The sequence below is a fragment of the Prescottella sp. R16 genome (genome assembly GCF_030656875.1).
Classification (GTDB): Bacteria; Actinomycetota; Actinomycetes; order Mycobacteriales; family Mycobacteriaceae; genus Prescottella.
Genome location: NZ_CP130943.1, coordinates 4,039,003 through 4,058,586 on the forward strand (window position 1 = coordinate 4,039,003; position 19,584 = coordinate 4,058,586).

14 protein-coding genes and 1 pseudogene are annotated in these 19,584 nt (G+C 70.2%); 8 read left to right on the plus strand and 7 right to left on the minus strand.

Going from position 1 to position 19,584, the window contains the following annotated elements; translation table 11 throughout:
• Positions 1-45: 45 nt before the first annotated feature.
• Both Q5696_RS18920 and Q5696_RS18925 read right to left on the minus strand, forming a co-directional pair.
• Positions 46-2,016 carry a VanW family protein gene (locus Q5696_RS18920; protein WP_305092784.1) on the minus strand — a complete coding sequence of 657 codons (1,971 nt, stop codon included), beginning with the start codon at positions 2,014-2,016 and terminating at the stop codon, positions 46-48.
• Between the two features lie 210 nt (positions 2,017-2,226).
• On the minus strand, positions 2,227-3,564 hold the full coding sequence (locus Q5696_RS18925) for an acetyl-CoA C-acetyltransferase (protein WP_305092785.1): 1,338 nt from the start codon (positions 3,562-3,564) through the stop codon (positions 2,227-2,229).
• Positions 3,565-3,693: 129 nt separating this feature from the next.
• Between Q5696_RS18925 and Q5696_RS18930 the strand changes: the two genes are divergently transcribed.
• The gene (locus tag Q5696_RS18930) at positions 3,694-5,040 is read left to right on the plus strand and encodes a 3-oxoacyl-ACP reductase (protein ID WP_305092786.1); all 1,347 of its coding nucleotides are present in this window, start codon (positions 3,694-3,696) and stop codon (positions 5,038-5,040) included.
• Positions 5,040-5,912, plus strand: a complete 873-nt coding sequence (locus tag Q5696_RS18935) for a MaoC/PaaZ C-terminal domain-containing protein (protein ID WP_305092787.1) — start codon at positions 5,040-5,042, stop codon at positions 5,910-5,912. Before Q5696_RS18930 ends, Q5696_RS18935 begins: the two co-directional genes overlap by 1 nt.
• 41 nt (positions 5,913-5,953) lie before the next feature.
• Here the strand turns inward: Q5696_RS18935 and Q5696_RS18940 are convergent, their stop codons facing one another.
• A complete protein-coding gene (locus Q5696_RS18940) occupies positions 5,954-6,265 on the minus strand; it encodes a MerR family transcriptional regulator (protein ID WP_305092788.1) in 312 nt (103 codons plus the stop codon).
• Positions 6,266-6,826: 561 nt separating this feature from the next.
• Between Q5696_RS18940 and Q5696_RS18945 the strand changes: the two genes are divergently transcribed.
• Entirely contained in the window at positions 6,827-7,135 is a 309-nt protein-coding gene (locus Q5696_RS18945; protein WP_305092789.1) for a WhiB family transcriptional regulator, read from the plus strand.
• A 68-nt stretch (positions 7,136-7,203) separates the two neighbouring features.
• On the opposite strand, the gene Q5696_RS18950 is transcribed toward Q5696_RS18945, so the two are convergent.
• The 3 genes from Q5696_RS18950 to Q5696_RS18960 form a co-directional block, all read right to left on the minus strand.
• Entirely contained in the window at positions 7,204-7,797 is a 594-nt protein-coding gene (locus Q5696_RS18950; protein WP_305092790.1) for a TetR/AcrR family transcriptional regulator, read from the minus strand.
• Between the two features lie 89 nt (positions 7,798-7,886).
• A complete protein-coding gene (locus Q5696_RS18955; RefSeq protein WP_305092791.1) occupies positions 7,887-9,449 on the minus strand; it encodes an alkaline phosphatase D family protein in 1,563 nt (520 codons plus the stop codon).
• A gap of 128 nt (positions 9,450-9,577) precedes the next feature.
• Positions 9,578-10,759: a glycoside hydrolase family 3 N-terminal domain-containing protein gene (locus Q5696_RS18960; protein ID WP_305092792.1), complete on the minus strand. Its 1,182-nt coding sequence runs from the start codon at positions 10,757-10,759 to the stop codon at positions 9,578-9,580.
• A gap of 131 nt (positions 10,760-10,890) precedes the next feature.
• Here Q5696_RS18960 and Q5696_RS18965 point away from each other — a divergent pair, with 131 nt between their 5' ends.
• Genes Q5696_RS18965 through Q5696_RS21525 form a run of 4 tightly spaced genes read left to right on the plus strand, consistent with a single transcriptional unit; the run spans position 10,891 to position 16,990 of the window.
• The gene (locus tag Q5696_RS18965; RefSeq protein WP_305092793.1) at positions 10,891-11,358 is read left to right on the plus strand and encodes a universal stress protein; all 468 of its coding nucleotides are present in this window, start codon (positions 10,891-10,893) and stop codon (positions 11,356-11,358) included.
• Positions 11,359-11,405: 47 nt separating this feature from the next.
• A complete protein-coding gene (locus Q5696_RS18970; protein ID WP_305092794.1) occupies positions 11,406-12,521 on the plus strand; it encodes an isochorismate synthase in 1,116 nt (371 codons plus the stop codon).
• A gap of 43 nt (positions 12,522-12,564) precedes the next feature.
• The gene (locus Q5696_RS18975) at positions 12,565-12,738 is read left to right on the plus strand and encodes a DUF2613 domain-containing protein (RefSeq protein WP_305092795.1); all 174 of its coding nucleotides are present in this window, start codon (positions 12,565-12,567) and stop codon (positions 12,736-12,738) included.
• Positions 12,719-16,990 carry an alpha-(1->3)-arabinofuranosyltransferase domain-containing protein gene (locus tag Q5696_RS21525; RefSeq protein WP_370654825.1) on the plus strand — a complete coding sequence of 1,424 codons (4,272 nt, stop codon included), beginning with the start codon at positions 12,719-12,721 and terminating at the stop codon, positions 16,988-16,990. The genes Q5696_RS18975 and Q5696_RS21525 overlap by 20 nt, the downstream gene beginning before the upstream one ends.
• A 23-nt stretch (positions 16,991-17,013) precedes the next feature.
• Here the strand turns inward: Q5696_RS21525 and Q5696_RS18985 are convergent.
• Positions 17,014-18,051: pseudogene (locus Q5696_RS18985) on the minus strand (acyltransferase family protein); the annotation flags it as partial.
• 184 nt (positions 18,052-18,235) lie between these two features.
• Here Q5696_RS18985 and pgfA point away from each other — a divergent pair.
• The gene (pgfA, locus tag Q5696_RS18990) at positions 18,236-19,381 is read left to right on the plus strand and encodes a cell envelope lipid trafficking protein PgfA (protein WP_305092797.1); all 1,146 of its coding nucleotides are present in this window, start codon (positions 18,236-18,238) and stop codon (positions 19,379-19,381) included.
• The last annotated feature ends 203 nt before the right edge of the window (positions 19,382-19,584 follow it).

A 19,584-nucleotide genomic window follows, 5' to 3' on the forward strand; every position in this document is an offset into this window, starting at 1 on the left:
AGCCCCCGCACCGATGTGCGGGGGCTCCGTCGTGGTCGAGGCCGACTACCGCCCGGGCTCGGGCGCTGCGGGAGTTGCGGGTGCTGCGGGCTCCTCCGGCGGCGTCGCCGCCGGTTCCGCCGGCTTCGGGTCCGGCTTCGGCTCGTTGGATATGCACTTGACGACCGGCACCGGGTCGTACCGGACGGTGCGGGTGTTCCGGGAGATCTCCGCCCCGGTCTTCGCGTCGCTGATGATGCGGGTGTCGCTCGTGGTGAATCCCTGTGCGCCGCCGGACGAGACGCAGTGCGGACCCGCGGGCAGGGAGATCGTGGTCGGGGACGTGAAGTTGCTGCGACCACCGGTCACCGACTCGACGTCGACGGTCTTGGTACCCCACAACCGCACCGTGATGTCCGAATTCGTGCCGATCGTCTGGATCACCACGCCGGTCGACGCCGGATTGCGGAACTGCAGATCGATCGCACCCTCGAACACCGTCGCCTCACGAGCCGCCGGATACCGGGAGATGTAGTAGCTGTGCTCGGTGTGGTCGACGTCGTCCATACCGGCGAAGTAGGCGGCGTTGTAGAGGGTGGTCGCGAGCTGGCTGATACCGCCGCCGACCGCCGTGTCGGGGCGGCCGTTGTTGATGATGCCGGACGAGATGTAGCCCTCCGCGGTCCCACGGGGACCGGTGTAGCCGTTGAGCGAGAACGTCTCCCCCGGCTTCACGATCGCCCCGTTGATCTCGCCCGCCGCCAACCGGATGTTCACACCGGACGCGTACTCGAAGCCGCCGGTCGTGTACTCGCTGATCACCTCGCGGATCCCGAGGGCCTTCGCCCCGTCCGTGGTGAGCTCCGGTTCGGCCGGCTCGTAGACGGCGGGCGCGGTCCGTGCGTCCGGGGCCGCCAGCAACGCCGGCAGCGGCTCGAGCGTCTTCGTCCACTGCACCATCTCGCCCGTCACCGACGGCACCACCTGTGGTGCGCCACCGCCGAACGTGAACGACGCGTCCTTCGGCTTCTTCTCCGTGCCCGCGAGCTGCGGCGCCAGGATCGCGGTGGCCGCCTCCAGGTCGTACTGCGGCGTCAGGCCGCCGTCACCGTCGGGCACGAAGGACAGGACCGTGCCGATCCGGTCCCGCGGCAGCGTCGCCACCACCCCGTCCTTCCCCGTCACCACGACGTCCGACGCCACCGCCGGTGCCGCGACGTCCCGGACCGCGGTGTCGACACCCTCCTGGGTGACCGTCACGTCGACGGTGTCCACCGGCAGGACGACGGTGGTTCCGAACGCCCAGTCGTCGACGAACGTGTCCTTCGCGGCGTCGACGTCGAGTGCCTGCCCGGGTAGCGGATCGACGGGCACCACCTCGGCGCCCTCGAACACGACGGCGCCCTCCCGCGGCGCCCGGTCGGCCTGCTGCTGCACGCCCGTGATCGCGGCCGTCAGATCGGCGTCGTCGACGGTCGACACGACGCCGATCTCCCGCGTCGTGAACAGCGATGCGACCCGCGTGAACGGGTTGATCGGCTGAGACCCGGCCCGGTCGACGGTCGCCGCCCAGTCGATTCCCACCCCGGCCTGCGCCGGAACGATCGTGGTGTCCGTGTCACCGGCCTGCACCGGCACCGCCTGCTCGGCCCGCGGCCCCAGCGCGGCCCGCAGCGTCTGCTCGGCGTCCACGACACTCTCGCCGCCGATCTCCACCCCGGCGACCGTGACCCCACGCGGCACCCGGTCCGCGGAGATCATCCAATCGGCGGCATACGCGATCCCGGCGATCACCACCACACCACCGGCGACGGCCGCATACTTCACCCAACCGCGCTTGGCCTGTGTGGCAGCTGCGGCGTCGGGAACAGGTGCGGGTTCCGGCGTCGACTCGGACTCGGGTGCCGGCTCGGGTTCGGGTTCCGGCCCCACAGGCGCCGGGGGGACCGCAGGCATGACCTCGGTCGGATTCTCGTCCGGTCCGGGACCGTCCGGACGGTTTTCCTCACCGTTGGCGCCGTCGCGCTCGTCACTCATTTACGTGGGCTCCTGCCGAATCGACACCGTGCGGGGCCGTCGCGTGCGTACTTGTACTCGTTCAAGGGTAGTAAAGACAGAGCGACCCCGTGCCGTTGCCAGGTCGGGGGTCAGGCAACAACACGGGGCCGACTGGGATATCGGGCCTGTGAGGAAGGTGTTACACCGAGTCCTCGGACCGGTCGGAACTGCTTCCGGACTTCGGCCGGATCACACCTCGACGATCGCGGTGACGCCCTGGCCACCGGCCGCGCAGATCGAGATCAGACCACGTCCGGACCCCTTCTCGGCGAGCATCTTCGCGAGCGACGCCACGATCCGACCGCCGGTCGCCGCGAACGGGTGACCGGCCGCGAGGGACGAGCCGTTGACGTTGAGCTTGGACCGGTCGATGCTCCCCAGGGCTCCGTCCAGGCCGAGGCGTTCCTTGCAGTACTCGTCGGACTCCCACGCCTGCAGCGTCGCGAGCACGACCGACGCGAACGCCTCGTGGATCTCGTAGAAGTCGAAGTCCTGCAGCGTCAGCCCGTTGCGGGCCAGCAGGCGCGGCACCGCGTACGTGGGAGCCATGAGCAGCCCGTCGCCGCCGTGGACGTAGTCGACGGCCGCCGTCTCCGAATCCACCAGGTGCGCGAGCACCGGCAGGTTCCGCTGCGCCGCCCACTCGTCCGTCGACAGCAGCACCGCAGACGCGCCGTCGGTGAGCGGCGTGGAGTTGCCGGCCGTCATGGTGGCGTCGCCCAGCCTGGTACCGAACACCGGCTTCAGCGTCGACAGCTTCTCGACGGACGAGTCCGGACGCAGATTGTCGTCGCGGGTCAGCCCCAGGAACGGGGTGACGAGGTCGTCGAAGAAGCCCCGGTCGTACGCGGCGGCCATGTTGTGATGGCTGGCAGCCGCGAGTTCGTCCTGATCCTCGCGGCGGATCCCGAACTCCTTCGCGGTGATCGCCGCATGGTCGCCCATCGACAGACCCGTGCGCGGCTCACCGTTGCGGGGAATCTCGATACCGAGCATCGACGGGCGCACGTTCCCGAGCAGCTTGATCCGGTCCGCGGTGGAGCGGGCACGGTTGACGGACAGCAGGAACTCGCGCAGCTCGTCGTTCACGCCGATCGGGGCGTCCGACGTCGTGTCCACACCGCCGCCGACACCGACGTCGATCCGGCCGGACGCGATGGCGTCACCGACGGTGACGATCGCCTGCAGGCCGGTGCCGCACGCCTGCTGTAGGTCGTAGGCCGGGGTGTACGGGCTCAGAGCGCTGCCCAGCACACACTCGCGCATCAGGTTGAAGTCGCGGCTGTGCTTGAGCACCGCGCCGCCGGCCACCATGCCGAGCCGCTCGCCCTGGAGGCCGAACCGGCTCACCAGCCCGTCGAGCGTGGCGGTGAACATGTCCTGGTTGGATGCCTGCGCGTATCGCCGGTCCGAACGCGCGAACGGGATACGGTTGCCGCCGACGATGGCGACGGGGCGCAACTGCCGACCGCCGGACTGCGGTGCGGATGCCGGTCGGGGGCTGCTCTTACGGGCTCTGCTGGTCACGTCGGTCTCCATCGGACGGGGCGGGGATACGGTCACACTCGACATTGAACTTACTCCAGAGTAAGTTCAATGTCGACACCGCACCCGGACGCGCGGGTGCCCGACCAGCGATCAAGAAGAAGGTGGACCGTGGCAGCCAGCAAGGGCGCTCCCGACCTCTACTCCCAGTTCCTCTCCTCCGCGCCGGGCGCATTCATCGCCAAACAGGCCGGGCTGCCGCAGCCGGAGAAGCTGCGCCGCTACAAGAAGGGGGAACCGCCGCTCGCGGGCCCGATCCTGATCGGCGGCAAGGGCCGGCTCGCCGAGCCCGTCCGGGAACTGCTGTCGGACTACCCGGCCGCGCAACCGCACGACGACCGCTACGGCGCGCTCGTGTTCGACGCCACCGGCATCGGCCAGGTCACCGAACTGGTGCAGCTGTTCGAGTTCTTCCAGCCCGTCATCCGCAACCTCGCGCCGTCCGCCCGCGTCGTCGTCCTCGGCACCACCCCCGAACTCGCGTCCGGCGTCGACGAGCAGATCGCGCAGCGCGCCCTCGAGGGCTTCACCCGCAGCGTCGGCAAGGAAATCAAGCGCGGCTCCACCGCCCAGCTGGTCTACGTCTCCCCCGACGCCGCCACCGGCCTGTCCGGCCTCGAGTCGACGCTGCGTTTCCTGCTGTCCGCCAAGTCCGCGTTCGTCGACGGCCAGGTCATCCGTGTCGGCGCCCAGGACTCCGTCGCCCCCGCGAACTGGGACCGCCCGCTCGACGGCAAGGTCGCCGTCGTCACCGGCGCGGCCCGCGGCATCGGCGCCACCATCGCCGAAGTGCTCTCCCGCGACGGCGCGACCGTCGTCTGCGCCGACATTCCCGCGGCCGGCCAGGCACTGTCGGAGACCGCGAACAAGGTCGGCGGCACGTCGCTCGCCCTCGACGTCACCGCCCCCGACGCAGCCGACAAACTCGCCGCCTACATCACCGAACGCCACGGCGGCCTCGACATCATCGTCCACAATGCCGGCATCACCCGCGACAAGACGCTCGCCAACATGGACGAGGCCCGCTGGAACAGCGTCCTCGGCGTCAACCTCCTTGCCCCGCACAAGATCACCGAGGCACTCGTCGCCAAGGGTGTGCTGCGCGAAGGCGGACGCGTCGTCGACGTATCGTCCATCGCCGGTATCGCCGGCAACCGCGGCCAGACCAACTACGGCACCTCCAAGGCCGGTGTCATCGGGCTCGTCCAGGCCACCGCACCCGTCCTCGCCGAGAAGAAGATCACCGTCAACGCCGTCGCCCCCGGCTTCATCGAGACCGCGATGACCGCGGCCATCCCGTTCGCGACCCGCGAGGTCGGACGCCGCGGCAGTTCGCTGCTGCAGGGCGGCCAGACGGTGGACGTCGCCGAACTGGTATCGTACTTCGCGTCGCCGGCCTCCAACGCGGTCACCGGGCAGGTCGTCCGCGTGTGCGGCCAGTCCCTGCTGGGTGCCTGATGGCAACCGGTAAGCAGACGCTGGTACAACTGCGGGAACAGCCGTCCACCCTCGACAACTACGCGCGGGCCGCGCTCGGGGCGCTGCCGTTCGTCAAACCCGCAGGCCGGCGGACCCTGCCGAAGGAGACGCTGGCGCTGTCGCGGCTGCACGTCGACCACGACAACCTGGCCGCCTACGCGAAGGTGTGCGGGCTGCGGTTCGGCGACACCCTGCCCGTCACGTACCCGTTCACCCTCGTGTTCCCCACCGTGATGCGCCTGCTCACGTCACGCGAATTCCCCTTCCCGGCAATCGGATCCGTCCACACCGACAATGTGATCGAGCAGCTGCGCCCGATCTCCGTGAGCGAGCCCCTGGACCTGACCGTGCGTGCCGACAACCTGCGCCCGCACCCCAAGGGCACCCAGGTGGACCTCGTCAGCGACGTGTCGGTGGGCCGCGAACTCGTGTGGCGTCAGGTCAGCACGTTCCTCAAGATGCACCCCACCGATGCACCGAAGGAACCCCGGACCGAACACAAGGCCGAGGTGCCACCGCCGCCCACCCGCACCCTGCGGGTGGATCAGCGGATCATCAGCCGGTACGCGGCGGTCTCGGGTGACCGCAACCCGATCCACGTCTCGTCGCTCGGCGCCAAAGCCTTCGGCTTCCCCGGCACCATCGCCCACGGCATGTGGAGTGCAGCGGCGGCACTGCAGGCACTCGAAGGCCGCCTGCCCGACGCATTGACGTACACCGTCCGCTTCGGCAAACCGATCGTCCTTCCCGCCACCGTCAACCTCTACGCCGACCGCACCCCCGACGGCTGGGACCTGTCCCTGAAAAACCCGAAAAAGGGCTACCCGCACCTCACCGCGACAGTGCGCTGACACACCTGTGCGCCGCTGCTACTGCAGCGGCGCACAGGTGTCTACACCCCTTCGCGCAGCCGTTCGTTCTCGGCGCGCAGTTCGGCGTTGACCGCCTCGAGTTCCAGGATCTGCCGGATGCCGGTGAGGTTGACACCGGCTTTCACCAGCTCGGACACCCGCGTGAGCCGGTAGATGTCGTCCTCGCTGTATCGGCGGGTACCGCCGTCCGTGCGGGACGGCATGATCAGCCCGCGACGCTCGTACAGCCGCAGAGTCTGCGGTCCGATACCGGTCAACTCGGAGGTGACCGAGATTCCGTAGACCCCGCGCGTCGATCGGAGCGGAGACTGCTGCGTCATCGTGGCCTTCATATCCCGTCTGGGCTGTTCGAGGGGAGGGAGGATCCGACGTTCGTGCACCGTCACCCTGCGGCGACTCGCACTGCTGTCGATGCGACAACGGTAGCACCGGGGGCATACCGAATGTGCGGCGGCAGACAAAGATTCTCCCGCTCCCTCGTCGGCCGAATGTCACACCGGTTCAGTTGAACTGAACGAATGTGACATTCGGCCGACGAGGGGCGACGACCGCCACCGGATCGGGATCGCCGCCCATCGTTTTTGCCACCCGAAACGTTACGCGCGGACCCGCCGGAGATGGTCGACTGATGTGGGCGCGCCATCGCCGGGACACGCCCCGAGAACCTGCCCTCACCTGCAGCAACAACTTATCTACTTCACACGACATAGATTTTGTTGTACGTTTCCTAGGTCAAAACTTCGAGATGCACGAGAAGAAGAGTGAACCGGCGAACCGCCGACGAGCCCACGAGCACGTCACGGTCGCCCAACCACCCGGCTTCCAAAGCCCGGGCGGCACGTCCCCGGACAGCACCGCCGCGGGCAGGCCGTATCAGAGAAGAGGAGATATCGATGACCGGCACCCGACCGACCCTCGAACCACTGGCCGACACGTGGGAATGGCAGCAGCACGGAAGCTGCCAGGGCATGAACGAATCCGTCTTCTTCCCCCCGACCGGCGAACGCGGCAACGCCCGCACCATGCGCGAACGACGCGCCAAGGCCATCTGCGCGTCCTGCCCTGTCCAGGCCGCCTGCCTCCAGCACTCCCTCGCCCTCCCCGAGCCCTTCGGGGTGTGGGGTGGCGTCGGCGAATCCGAACGCGCGATCATGCTGCGCGGACGCCGCGTCCGGAACCGTAAGCGGCCCGAAGCAGCCTGAAGCAGGCTGGGTACTACGTGCTCGTGCGCCCTTCTCGGTAGCAACCACTACCGAAAGGGCGCACAGCGCTACTTCTTGGTGCCGGCCAGGCCGCGCCAGGCCAGCTTGTCGAGCAGTTCGACGGCGGCGGCCACTTCGATTTCGCCGCCGGCGACCCGGTCGGCGACGGCCTCACCGGCGCCGACGAGGGCGACGGCCATGATCCCGAAGTCGATTCCGGGGTCGGGGTCCTTGGTGCTCGATTCGAGCAGTTTCGCGGTCAGGTCGATCAACCGCTGGCGGCTGCCGCCGACCTGACTCGCGAACGACTGCTGCCCGATCGCCTGCCGGTACAGCACCATCCAGGAGCGACGGTTCTCGTCGACGAATCCGAGGAAGCCTGCGAGGGCGGCCCGCAACTGTTCCCGCGGCGGCAGGTTGGGATCGCCCGCCGGGGAGATGGCCTCGACGAAACGCACCCCTTCCCGGTGGATGCAGGCTGCGAACAGTTCGTCCTTGGAGCCGTAGTACAGGTACAGCATCGGCTTGGAGATGCTGGCCTTCGCCGCGATGGCATCCATCGATGCGTCGTGGAATCCGTTGTCCGAGAACACTTCGATCGCGGCGTCGAGCATCTGCTGCTCGCGCACCGCCCGCGGGAGTCGCTTGGTGCCGCCTGCCATGTCTCCTCCAGAGGTAAGACGCTAGATCTTACTCTAGAGTAAGAAGGCCGATGTCTTCCCTATTCTGCCGGATCGGATCGACCGGACCGTCAGCGGGCGGCCGGGGCCGGCAGCACCTGCGTGAACAGGGCCGTCCCGGTGGCATCACACAACCGCACCGTCATCTCGCCGGTGTCGCCGGCGATGTCGACCTCTCCGAAATGCTGGAACCCGTCCAGCGGCGACGAGTTCGCCGTCGGCGGCGCGTGCACGAACACAGCCTCCGGACCGAACGTCGCGTCCAACTCGTTGGGGCCGAACCCGCCCGCGTTGAGCGGTCCGGACACGAACTCCCAGAACTCGTCGAAGTCGGTGAACGCGGCACGCTCCGGCGCATAGTGGTGCGCGGCCGTGTAGTGGACGTCCGCGGTCAGCCACACGGTGCCGGTGACGCGGTTCGCCTTGATCGCCGACAGGACGCGTGCGATGTCGTGCTCGCGCCCCGACGGCGCGCCGGGATCCCCGTTGGCCACCCCCTCGAACGCGGTGTCCCCGTCCGGGACGACCAGTCCGATCGGCAGGTCGGCGGCGACGATCTTCCACATCGCCTGCGAACGGCTCAGCTCGTCGATCAGCCAGCGGGTCTGCTCCGGTCCGAGAATGCGGCCGGCGGCGCCCGTGTTCGCACCGTTGGCGTCCTTGTACGTCCGCATGTCGAGCACGAAGACGTCGAGCAGCGGGCCGTAGCCGATCCGGCGGTAGATCCGGTTGTCGACCGCCTCGGACGGCTCGATCGGCAGCCACTCGTGGAACGCCTGGAAGGCCCGCGCCGCCAGCACGTCCACGTTCTTCTCGGTGTACGCGTCGAGGTCCAGGATCTCCCCGGGGTACCAGTTGTTCACCGTCTCGTGATCGTCCCACTGGACCACCTGCGCGACAGCCGAATTGAACCGCCGATAGTTCTCGTCCATCAGGTTGTAGGCGTACTGGCCGCGGAACTCGTCGAGGGTCTGCGCCACCGCGCTCTTCGGCTCGGTCACGATGTTGCGCCACACCCGCCCGTCCGGCAGTGTGAGCGTCTCCTTCAGCGGGCCGTCCGCGTACACGACGTCCCCGGAGTGCAGGAACAGGTGCGGGTCCCGGGACGCCATGGTGTCGAAGATCCGCATGCCCCCGACATCCGGATTGATCCCGAAGCCCTGCCCGGCGGTGTCTCCCGACCACTGCAGGCGGATGTCGCCGGGCGCGTCCGGGGCGGTGCGGAACACGCCCGTGACGGGCTCGGACGTGGCCCCGTCGTCGCCCTCGAGCGTCACCCGGTAGTGCACCTGCTGCCCGGCCGGCAAGCCCGTCAGGCGCACCCGGCCGGTGCCGTCCGACGCCGGCGTCAGCAGTCCGCTCTCGGTGCGGGACACACTCGAGAAGGATTCGGAGGCAGAGGTTTCCACGATCATCTTCGCCGGCCGGTCGGTGCGCGCCCAGATCAGCGCCCCGTCCGGGCGGACGTCACCGGACGCCACGCCGTGGGTGAGGACCGGACGCTGCCGCACCAGGGTCGGCCCCACCGAGCCGACCGAACTCGCCGACGACGGCGTCGAGCACGCCGACAGCACGGGCACCGCCAACGCGCCGAGAGCAGCGGACCGGAACAGGGCACGACGGGACAACGTCACGGGAACTCCTCGAACGATTCGGGGCCGGCCCCCGACGGGCAGGCACTCCGCTCGTGAGGATCGGGGACGAACCTCTCGGGACCGTGAACGACGGGTGAGTTCCCGCCGGCATCCCGGTGACGGTCACGTCAGCAGCTGATCGCGCCCTTCGCGCGCGCCACCGTCAGCACCGACGCGTCGACCTGCTCCTGCGACAGCCGGCCGGAGTCCACCGCGTCCTCGAGCCGGTCCAGCACCCGCGGGACGTCGTCCGTCGTCAGCCACAACGCAACCGTCACGCCCGCCGACAGGGCCTGCTCGACGGCCTCCGCGATGTCGAACCGGTCGGTGATCGCCTGCATCCCGGACAGGTCGTCGGTGAAGATCGGACCCGTGAACGCGGGTGCCCCGTAGCCGACACCGTCACGCAGCAGCGTCACCGCCTCCGGGCTCAGGCTCGCCGGCAGCCCGTCCGTCGTCAGCCCCGGCACACTCAGGTGCCCGAGCATGACGCCGACGCCGGTGTCCACCAGGTTCCGGTACGGCACCAGGTCCGAGGTCTGCAACCGGTCGAGCGGCGGCGTCGTCACCGTCCCTGTGTGCGAGTCGCCCGATGCCGACCCGTGGCCGGGAAAATGCTTGAGCACCGGTAGAATTCCGGCGTCCCGCATGCCCCGGGCGTACGCGTCCGCATACGTCGTGACGACCTGCGGGTCGGTCGAGAACGACCGGTCGCCGATCACCGCGCCGTCGGGCTGGCTGCTCACGTCGACGTCCGGCGCGAAGTTGACGGTGACGCCGATCGACCGCAGATTCCGGCCCCGTTCGAGCGCCATCTCGTACGCCTGGTCGGGGGTCATCGTCCGCGCCACCTCACGTGCCGACGGATCCGGGCCGAACAACTGGTCGACCCGCGAGACCCGGCCGCCCTCCTCGTCGATCGTCACCATCAGCGGGATCGGGCTCGCGTCCGCGATCTCGGCGGCGTCCCCGTTCGCGAGCATCGACTCGTCGGTCCAGCTGCCGATGAAGATGCCACCGATCTGCTCGGACTCGACGATCGACCGGGCGTCCTCGGTACCGGTGACACCGACCGTGAGCAGCTGCGCGAGCTTCTGCCGCTCGGTGAGCGACTGCAGGAATCCCGGGCCGCACATCGCCGACCCGAACGGTGCCGGCGCCGGCGGGGCGCTGCTCGTCTCCGACTGCGTCGCCGACGTCGTGTCGGGGGCCTGCTCGGCGCTCGTCGTGGTGTCCGACCCGCCACCGGACGAACACCCCGCTGCCAGACCCGCCACCAACAGGGCCGCGACCGCATGTCGAATACGCATGGTCCCGACGGTAGCCGAGACGGAATCGACGCGTTCCCGAGCCGAACGCCACGGGTAATGGCAAGGTAATCTCGAAGGACGGGAGACCACCGTCCACGACCACCGGACGAACCTGATTTCAGGAGGTCACAGTGCCTGCAGATCTCATGCTCATCGCCTACGACGGTTCCGACAACGCCAAACGGGCCATCGAATACGCCGGACGATTCCTGTCCGCGAACCGCGCCGTCGTCGCCACCGCGTGGGAACCGATGGTCCGCCAGGCCGCCCGCATGTCCGGACTGTCCGGGGTGATGCAGCCCGAATGGGTGCCCGACGAATCGACCGAGGACATCGCCCTGACCGACGCCAAGACCACCAACGCCGAGGGCCTCGAGCTCGCCCGTAAGGCCGGGATGGCCGCGGAGGGCCGCTGCTGCGAATCGTCGTCGGCGATCTGGGCGACGATCGTCGAATTCGCCGACGAACTCGACGCCGACATCATCGTCACCGGCACCCGAGGCACCACCGGACTGCGCTCCCTGCTGCAGTCCAGCGTCGCCGACCACGTGCTGCGGCACAGCCACCGACCGGTCCTGATCGTTCCACCCGGCACCTGACCTCTCCGGCGGCCGCCCCCGGTAACCCGGCTATCGTCGGCAACACCATGGACGGCTTCCTTCTCTCCCGCCCCGACCGAACCCTCCGCACCACCGGGACGCGGGAACGCTTCGACACCGCCGACGCCGCTCGCACCGCCCTCGACGCCGGGCGCGTCGACCTCGTCGTCGGGGCCCTGCCGTTCGATCCGGCGGCACCGGCCGCGCTCACCGCCCCCGAGACCGTGTCGTGGACCGACGGCCCCTGGCGGCCGTCGGGCCTCCCCCCGCTGCCGCGGGTGCGTGTCGACCGTGAGATTCCCTCCCCCGCAGAACATGTCGAGCGGGTGCGGACCCTCCTCGCCCGGCTGGGTCGCGACGGCCTCGACAAGGTCGTCGCCGCCCGCGCCGTCCACCTCGTCGCCGACACCCCCATCCCGCCGGAAGCCCTCGCCGCCCGCATGATCGCCCGGCACGAGACCGCGAACGGATATGCCGTCGACCTCACCGCCGCCGGCGACGGCTACACCGGGCACAGCCTCGTCGGCGCCAGCCCGGAAATGCTGTTGAGCCGGCGCGGCGACGTCGTCACCTGCCACCCGCTGGCCGGGTCCGCGCCCCGCCGCCCCGACCCGGACGCCGACCGCGCCGAGGGCGACGCCCTCCTCGCGTCCGCGAAGAACCTCGCCGAACACGCGTACGTCGTCGACTGGATCCGGGACGTCCTCGCGCCGCTGTGCACCGAGCTGGACGTGCCCGCAACCCCGCAGCTGACCCGCACCGGCGAACTGTGGCACCTCGCCAGCCCCATCCGCGGACGGCTGCGGGAGGTCTCCGTCGACGCGCTCGACCTCGCCACCCGACTGCACCCGACCCCCGCCGTGTGCGGCACCCCCACCGACCGCGCCCTCGTCACCATCGGCGACATCGAAGGCGACCGCCGCTTCTACGGCGGCACCGTCGGCTGGTGCGACCGCTCCGGCGACGGCGACTGGGTCGTCGCGATCCGCTGCGCCGAGATCGACGCGCCCGGCACCGGGGCACTCGCCTGGGCCGGCGGCGGCATCGTCGCCGCCTCCGACCCCGTCACCGAGCTCGACGAGACCACCACCAAACTCGGCACCCTGCTCGGGGCACTCGGCGTCGACGTCCATGCCGAACGCCCCGGGCAAGTGATACCTTGACCCGGATATCACGTATCAGCGGCACCACCATGGGAGATCCGAGATGGCCAAGTTCCTTGTCCCCGGCATTGCCAGCGCCGTGATCGGTGCACTCGTCGGAGTCGGAGCCGTCTTCGGTGTCACCTCCGCCGCCCAGGACAACACCCTCCCGAACATCGACCGCTCCGGGAACGCCAACTCGTCGCTGCTGAACCAGGTTGAATACGGCAGCCGCTGAGCCGTCCACCGAACCCCTCACCCGGCGCTGGCTGATCGGCGCCGGGTTCGTCGCGCTCCTCCTGTGCCTGCTCCAGTCACCGGGTCGGATCGCCGCCGACACCAAATACGACCTCACCGAGAACCCCATCGGGTTCCTCACCCGCGCCGCCCACCAATGGTCCTCGATCGCGCCGCTCGGCCAGGTCCAGAACCAGGCGTACGGCTACTTCTTCCCGCACGGGCTGTTCTTCGCCGCAGGGCAACTCCTGCACGTCCCGCCGTGGATCACCCAACGACTGTGGTGGGCGCTGCTGATCACCGCCGGCTTCTGGGGCATCGTCCGTGTCGCCGAAGCCCTCGGCATCGGTAGCCGCTCCTCCCGCATCATCGCCGCCGTCGCGTTCGCGCTGTCCCCGCGCGTCCTGACCACCCTCGGCTCCATCTCGTCCGAATCCCTGCCCATGATGCTCGCGCCGTGGGTGCTGCTACCGGTCGTGCGCTTCTTCGGCAGTGACCACCCCCGAAAAAGCGCACGGGTACTCGCGGCACAATCGGCTGTCGCCGTCGCGCTCATGGGAGCGGTCAATGCCGTCGCCACCGCGGCGGCGTGCCTGGTAGCGGGCCTGTGGTGGGTTGCGCATCGGCCCAATCGGCGCTGGTGGGTGTTCACCGCGTGGTGGATTCCGTGCCTGCTGCTGGCGACGCTGTGGTGGATCGTGCCGTTGCTGCTGCTCGGCCGGGTGAGCCCCCCGTTCCTCGACTTCATCGAATCGTCCGGGGTGACGACGCAGTGGACGTCGCTGACGGAGGTGCTGCGCGGTACCGACAGTTGGACGCCGTTCGTCTCCCCGGAACGTGTCGCCGGAACCGTGCTGGTCACCGAACCGGTCGCGGTCGTCGCGACAGGTCTGATCGCGGCCGCCGGCCTGGCCGGGCTGTGCATGCGGCGCATGCCCGCGAAGGGCCGGCTGACGCTGATCCTGCTGGTCGGTATCGCCGGTCTCGGTGCCGGCTACATCGGCGAGCTCGGCTCCCCCGTCGCCGACCAGGTGCGGGCGTTCCTCGACGGCACCGGCGCCCCGCTGCGCAACGTGCACAAGCTCGAGCCGCTGGTCCGGCTGCCGCTCGTCCTCGGTCTCGCACATCTGCTGGCGCAGGTACCACTGCCCGGGTCGGTGCCACTGCGCCGCTGGCGGTCGGCGTTCGCGCATCCGGAACGGCAGCCGCTGGTCGCGGTCGCCACACTGCTGCTGGTCGCGCTCACGCTCACGACATCGCTGGTCTGGACGGGCCGGCTCGCCCCCCGCGGCACCTACGACGCCGTCCCGTCGTACTGGCACGACGCCGCACAGTGGCTCGCCGACCACGCCTCCGGGACGACGGGCGCCGATGCCGAACGGGCCCTCGTCGTGCCCGGTGCGCCGTTCGGCGCACAGATCTGGGGTCTGACCCGCGACGAGCCGCTGCAGGCGCTGGCGTCTACACCGTGGGCGGTGCGCGACGCCGTCCCGCTCGTACCGCCCGGCGCGATCCGGGCCCTCGATTCGGTGCAGCGGATCGTCTCCGACGGCCGCCCGTCCGACGGTCTCGCCGACACCCTCCTCGCGCAGGGGGTGCGGTACGTCGTCGTCCGCAACGATCTCGACCCGGACACGTCCCGGTCGGCGCGCCCGATCCTCGTGCACCAGGCCGTCGCCGGATCACCCGGCCTCGAGAAGGTCGCCCAGTTCGGGGACGACATCGCGCCGGAGACAGGGGACGACGTCGTCGTCGACGGGGGTCTGCGGCCCGCCTATCCGGCGATCGAGATCTACCGGGTCACCTCCCCCACCGGTCCGACACCGCCACCCGGCCCGTACACCGTCGACGCGGACGCCGTGCCGATCGTGCAGGGCGGGCCCGAATCGTTGCTGCGGCTCGCCGAGAGCGGCACCGTCACCGGTCCGGCGCTACTGGCCACCGACGCGGTCCGGGCCGGGCTCCCGGCCGCCGAGGTGACCGTCACCGACACCCCCACCGACCGGGAAACCGACTTCGGGCAGGTCGACAATCATTCGTCGGCGCTGCGCAGCCCCGACGACCCGCGCCGCACCCACAACGCGGTCGCCGACTATCCCGTCCCCGACGCGCCGCTCGTCGAGGGCGAATGGTCCGGGGCCACGTTGACGGTGTCGAGTTCGGCGGCCGACGCCACCCAGTTGGGTGGCACCGCCCCCGGCAGCGGGCCGGCCGCGACCGTCGACGGCGACCCCGCCACCGCGTGGCTGTCCAACGGGCTCGAGACGGCCCGCGGGCAGTGGCTGCGCGTCGACCTCGACACCCCGATCCGCCGCGGCATGCTGCACGTGACCACCAGCCCCGCCGCGTTCGGGCCGCCCGTGCAGTGGATCCGCGTGGAAACCCCCAACGGGTCCCGCTCGGTGCGCGTCGACGAACCCGGCGAGCCCGTCGCGGTGTCACTGCCGGCCGGGACCACCCCGTGGCTGCGGATCCTCGCCACCCACACCGCGGACGGCTCCGCCGGCTACCAGTTCGGGATCAGCGAACTGTCGATCGACGACAACTCCACCGACACCACCGTTCCCGTTCCGATCGTCCACCGCACCGTGCTGCCACCGACCCCCGACGGCGCACGGGTCCGCGGCTGGGATCTCGGCCAGGAACTGCCCGGGCGGGCCGCATGCGCCGACGGCCCCGACCGCGTCCACTGCAGCCCCGCCCTCGGCCTGCCCCCCGAGGAACCCGGCACGTTCACCCGCACCCTGCAGGTCCCGGACACCACCCCCGTCACCCCCACCCTCACGTTGCGGCCGCGGCCCGGCGCCGCCCTCGACACCCTCCTCACCGACCCCGATGCCGTGACCGCGACCGGCGCCGCCGACGGTGTCGAACCGCGCGGCACCGCCCGCGCCGCCGTCGACGGCGACCCCGCGACGTCGTGGACGGCCCCGACCGAGACCGCGGCCGGACGCCGTGGCCTGCCCACCCTGACGATCCGGCTGCCGCAACCGACCCTCGTCACCGGCCTGCACCTGGCCACGAGCCCCGGTGCACTCCCCGCCGCCCCGACCCGCGTCGCCGTCGACCTCGGCACCGGCCCACAGACCCGCGACCTCGACGGACCGTCCGACACCGTGGCATTGGAACCGCACGTCACCGACCGGATCGTGCTGTCCCTCGTCCACTGGGACGACGTCCGGGACCGCACCGGACTCGGCTTCCTGCAACGACAACCGGCCGGGCTCGCGGAGGTCGTCGCACTCGGAGCAGACGGCACCCCCGTCCCCGGCACCGCGACCGCACCGTCGCAGCGGCCGGTCACCGTCGGCTGCGACACCGGGCCTGCGATCTCGCTCGGCGGCACGACCGTGCACCTGTCCGTCACCGCGACCGCGCAGCAGCTCGCGTCCGGGCAGCCCGTCACCGCGAGCGTCTGCGGGGCCGACGCCACGACCCTGCCCGCGGGACGTCAGGACGTCGTCGTCGCACCGGGGCCCGCGTTCACCGTCGACAACCTGCAGCTGAACGCCGCCCCCGCACCGCCCGCCCCCGCGACCGGCACGCCCACCGTCGGCCGCTGGACCGAGAACCTGCGCGAACTCGACGTCACCGCGTCCGGCCGCGATCGGCTGCTCGTCGTTCCCGAGAGCACCAACATCGGCTGGCACGCCACCACCGCCGACGGCACCGACCTGCAGCCGATCGTCGTCGGCGGCTGGCAGCAGGGCTGGATCGTGCCCGCCGGCACCGACGGCACCGTCACCCTCACCTTCCCGAGCGACCGCTGGTACCGCGCCGGTATCGCGTTCGGACTGCTGCTGCTGATCCCCCTCGCGCTGCTCGCGTGGGTACGGCCACGCCGAACCGTCGACCCCGGCCCGCCGCCGCACCCCTACCGCAGTGTCGTCGCCGGATTCGCCGGTGTCCTCGCCGTCGCGACCGTCGTGGCCGGCCCCGTCGGGTCACTCGTGACGCTGCTCGTCGCGGCCGGTGCGACCGGGCTGACGTGGTGGCGCGGCAACGCGTTCGCGGCCCGGGTGCTGGTCGGTGGCGCGGGTGTGTCGCTGACGGCGGCGTCGGTGCTGCTGTCGACCGGGCCGTGGCGGGCCGCCGACGGCTACGTCGGCCACGCGTACCCGATTCAGCTGTGCGCGTTGATCGGTGTCGCCTGCGTCGGCGTCGCGGCCCTGCCGCTGTCGCGCTCACCGATGTGGCGGCGCTTCTCCCAACGTTTGACGGCCCGCCGCGCCGGCTCCTCCACCAGCGCGTAGCTGGCCGACGCCACCGCGATGCTCAGCACCGTGGTGACCGCCAGCACGAACCAGAAACGTCCACCGAACGTGGGAATGTCGAACATCGGGAACACGATCGTCAGCACCGCGAGATGCCAGATGAACAGCCCGTACGACCAGCGGCCCACCGCCAGCGCCACCGGGCTCGCCAGGATCCGGTGCCGGTGCCCGGCCAGCACGAGCGGCGCCAGCAACGCGAAACTCATGACCGCACCGAGCACGATCTTCGTCGCGTACTGCCACGGCTCCGGCCGCACCAGCCCCTCCGGACCGGCCAGCCACGTCGTCGTCAAGCCGAACGCCACCACCGCGACCACCGCCGCCACGACACGGCGCTCCGCGAACCGGTGCACCCACGTGCCACGCACCATCGCCAGCTCGGCCAGCAGCATGCCCGCCGCGAACCACGGCACGTAGCCGGGCAGCCAGTTGTCGTGGTGGATACCGTCCGGCGCCGGCACCGGCAGGAACGCCCACGACAGGCTCGCCACCGACACCACCAGCAGCACCGGGATCCGGAAGCGGGCATTGCCGCCGCGCAGCCGCACCATCGCCACCGCGACGATCGGCAGCACCAGATAGAACGCCACCTCCACCGACAGCGACCACATCTGCGTCAGCCCCTCGGTGAGGGTGAGCGGCACGAACACCTGCACCAGCCCCAGATTCGCCGCCCACACCTTCCAGCCGCCGCTCGCCGCCGGCAGGAACGCCAACACCAGCAGCACCACCACCCAGTAGGCGGGCAGGATGCGGGCCGCACGGTTGAACCAGTACTTCAGCACCGTCGGCGCCGCCCCGAGACCGCGGGCCGCCGCCGCGTGCGGACGCCACAGCAGGAACCCCGACAGCGCGAAGAACACCGCCACCGCCAGATCGAACCGCCCCCAGATCCGTCCGATCACCGGGTCACCCGTCGCCCCCGTCTGGAACGCCACATGCGTCACCAGTACCCCGAACGCCGCGAACCCGCGCATCCCCTCGAGCGCGGGCACGAACGCTCGCGGATTGCCGACCGGGGCGGACTCGCGGATGTTCATCGCGATTCAGTGTGCCCGGTCGTTCCGTGCACCCGCACGTCACACCACGCCGAAAGCCGACAGGACGCGATGCTCCGACGCAAACAGGACACCGAGACTGTTAGTGTCTGGGCTCACGACCCGTGTAGCGTGCGCGCTGGCGGTAGGGGCACCTCAATTCAAGAACGTTGAGTTAGGAGACAGCATGGCCGAGCGCTCAGGCCCGAGCCGGATACTTGCGTGCGTCCTGGTAGGTCTCGGGACCTTCCTGCTGGCCATCGCGATCATGGTCCCCGCGTACACCGTGGACAAGCTGAAGAAGACTCCACTCGACCTCGAGGTCACCACCGTCGCCACCGGCAACGGTGACGTGCTCGACTCGAAGGCCCTCCTCGCCGGCAAGGCCGAGGTGAACACCAACGTGCCGATCGTCGCGCAGCGCTACGTCATCACGCAGGAGCCGTCCGATTCCCAGGTCGTCTCCGTACAGGCCGGGCAGACGCTGATCCGCACCGACAAGCAGGGCGACACCGGCCTGCTCACCGCGACCGTCGACACCGTCACCCTCGACCGCGTCAGCTCCATGCCCGTCGAACCGCCCGTCGGCACCATCCAGACGTCACCGACCGGGCAGGCGCAGGAGGTGTCCCACACCGGCCTGCAGTACAAGTGGCCGTTCGACGCGGAGAAGAAGAGCTACCCCTACTTCGATCTCAACTCCCGCACCAGCCAGGACATCGATTTCGTCGAAGAAACCGAGATCAACGGCATGAAGGTGTACCACTACAACCAGACGATCGAACCCACCGATCTGTCGAAGGTGGTGCCCGAGCCCACCAACAAGCTGACCCTGCCCGCCTCGACGTGGGGTGTGCCCGGCGACGACCAGCCGATCACCATGACCCGCTGGTACACCAACGAACGCGACGTCTGGGTCGACCCCGTCACCGGCGTCGTCGTCAAGGGCCAGGAGAAGCTGTACCAGTACTACGCCCGCGACAAGGCGAAGCCCGAGGTCACGGTTCTCCAGGTGACGCTGCCGTTCGACGAGAACACCATCGAATACCAGCTCGGTCAGGCCAAGGACGGCCAGGACAAGCTGTCGCTGTTCGGCCGGACCCTCCCGATCGTCGCCGCGATCCTCGGCGTCATCGCCCTGATCGCCGGCCTGTTCCTCGGTCTCCGCGGCGGACGCGGCAACAAGGGCGCCGCCACGGCCGGCGGCCCCGGCAACCCGCCCGCCGACGGCCCCGGCCAGACCGGCGACCACGACTGGACCACCGACGAGACGGAAGAATTCCCCACCGTCAACCTCGGCAAGGACGGCTTCACCGAACCGCCGCGCCAGTAGACAGTCTTCGTGGAACCGCACCCCCGCACGAGCTTTCGTGCGGGGGTGCGGTTTTTCGTGTGGCCGGGTGTCGTGCGGCCGGGGTGCTCGGAGGTGTGCGGTTGGGGTGTGTCGGCGCGCCTCTCCCTCGCGTTTCGCGCACTTATCGCGACATTCCCGGGGTGGTTTCTCGCGATAAGTGCGCGAAACGCGGGAAAACCGGT